The organism is Armatimonadota bacterium, assembly GCA_013314775.1.
Lineage (GTDB): Bacteria > Armatimonadota > Zipacnadia > Zipacnadales > JABUFB01 > JABUFB01.
In genome coordinates this window covers 1-2,225 of record JABUFB010000037.1, presented here as the reverse complement: position 1 = coordinate 2,225, position 2,225 = coordinate 1, and the positions used below count along the sequence as shown (strand labels likewise).

At 58.1% G+C, this 2,225-nt stretch carries 2 protein-coding genes; both read left to right on the top strand.

Annotation, left to right across the window (positions count from 1 at the left end; translation table 11 throughout):
• The coding region (locus tag HPY44_22365; protein ID NSW58763.1) for a glycosyltransferase at positions 1-449 on the top strand (449 nt) is incomplete at its 5' end.
• Between the two features lie 385 nt (positions 450-834).
• A complete protein-coding gene (locus tag HPY44_22360; protein ID NSW58762.1) occupies positions 835-1,872 on the top strand; it encodes a glycosyltransferase in 1,038 nt (345 codons plus the stop codon).
• The last annotated feature ends 353 nt before the right edge of the window (positions 1,873-2,225 follow it).

Here is a 2,225-nt window from a genome sequence, read left to right as displayed (position 1 = left end):
ACTACCGCCTGGAGATCGTGGGAGACGGGCCGTACCTGCCGGTTCTGCGGGATCTGGCCGAGCGGCTGGGAGTGCCGGTCGTATTCCATGGCTGGCTCGACAAGAGCAACGGCGCACTAAGGGACCTTTATGAGACCTCTTCCATTTTCGTTCACCCGTCGCTGGCTGAGAACTTTCCGACGGTGGTGCTGGAAGCCATGTTGGCAGGACTGCCAATCATAGCCGTTGAAGGGACAGGCGCTGCGGAGCTTGCTGGACCCGGCGGTATGCAGGTACCACCAGTGGATGTGGACCGTCTCAGAAGCGCTGTGATGGCACTCGGCAGCACGCCCGACCAGCAGCACTCCATAGGACTTGCTGGCAGACGCTTGGCCGAAGAGCATTTCGCCTGGGAACGCGTCGCGCAGCAGTATGAAGCTGAGATGCAGCGGACTGCGAGGGCCAAGTGACGATGTGAACGCATCCAATGGCCCCCTCTGGAGAGTCTTGGGACGGAGGCCTGCGATTGGCATACGGTGTAAGTCCAATAAGGTAGTGGAGACAAAGGGACAAATAGAGCCAAGGGGACACACCGGCATACGGGGCCGCAGCAAACAGCTCGGGTGTACATCCAAAATGCCGTAGCTCAGGCAAAAACGAAGTCGCACCGCACGCACTTCAACGACGCTTTTCTGAACTGGCGCACGGACGGCAGATACTCCCGCGAGCGCCTCGGTGCGCCTGGACTCCAGGAAATCGAGCCATCAGATAGAGATGAAACAAAGGCCAATTAGAGTCATACATCTCATAGACCACCTCGGCCTTGGTGGGCGCCAAGCGTCGCTTGTGCGTCTCTTGAAACGGATGGACCCAGAAGTGGTGTCATCAAGCGTTTGCACCTTGCGGACGGGTGACCACTTCCGGCAAGAGTTGGATGACGCCGGGATCTCCGTGACATGTCTCGCTGCAACTCCAATCTGCCTTCCGCTAGTGCCGATACATCTCGCTTTCCGGCTAAGAGCGGAACGCGCCGATCTGCTCCACACGCACCTGGAAGGGAGCAAGATTGTCGGTGTGTGCGCTGCCCGAATAGCTGGCCGCACCAGGGTCATCTGCCATGAGGCCAACATTGTTGACAAGCTCCCGAGGTGGCTGCAGGCACCTTTCGTCCGCCGTGCTGACCTGCTGATCGGGGTCTCCGAAAGCGCGATACGTGCGGCGAAGGCATCGTACGGTATTCCTGATCAACGGCTGGCGACGATACCCAACGCACTCGATCTGGACGAGATCGATGCCGTGGCTAGTGTGTCCAACGCCGCTGAGTTGCCCATCCCGGATGACGCACGGATCGTGATGTTCGTCGGTCGGCTCACCATAGCTAAGGGGCTTGAATACCTGCTCACGGCGGCAACCGCCGTCGTCCGTCACTGTCCAACGGCTCATTTCGTCATTGTAGGTGACGGCCCCCTAAGGGATGCCCTTGAGAAACGGGCCTGTGACCTTGGTCTCTCTTCCCACGTATGCTTCATCGGCCGACGTCAAGATGTTCTCGGCCTATTGCAGAAGTGCGACATCTACGTCCAACCTTCAATCTGGGAAGGGTTTCCCAACGCCGTGTTGGAAGCGATGGCTATGGGCCGCCCGGTTGTCGCGACAGACGTCGGGGGTGTGCCCGAATTGGTTCGTAATGGTGAAACAGGACTGCTGGTCCCGGCTGCTGATCCAGAACTCCTGGCGAACGCGATCAATCAGTTGTTGGATAACGAGGCGCTCGCTCGGAGTATGGGAGCAGCAGGGCGACTACGTGTCAGAGAAAGCTTCAGTATAGAGCAAATGGCTCTTCGCCTTGAATGTCTGTACCGACAGGTAATGAATACGAATGAGATGCGGTAACGACTCGCTTCGGCCGGTCTCCGAGTGTTCCATGGCGTCGTGTGCACGCGATGAGGAAGACTGCGCTGCCTGGACGAGTTCATTTGTCCGCAGGAAGGCAATCTGTGCGCAAAGAGCCTACCCTTGCGTAATATTGCCGAACGGCTTCTCATTCACAACCACCATTACGCTCGGCATGTTGACGAATGGCTTTCGGGTAGTCTACAGGCCGATCGATTACCTCCAGCGCGTGGGCACATCCAAGATCCGGCCAATCAAAGACACCTACAATTTCGTCGTGCTGATCCTCAGGACAGTCTGCTATTTCAACCCGCTCCGCGTATTCGTCCCGCCGGCGGTGTTCTGCACCATCG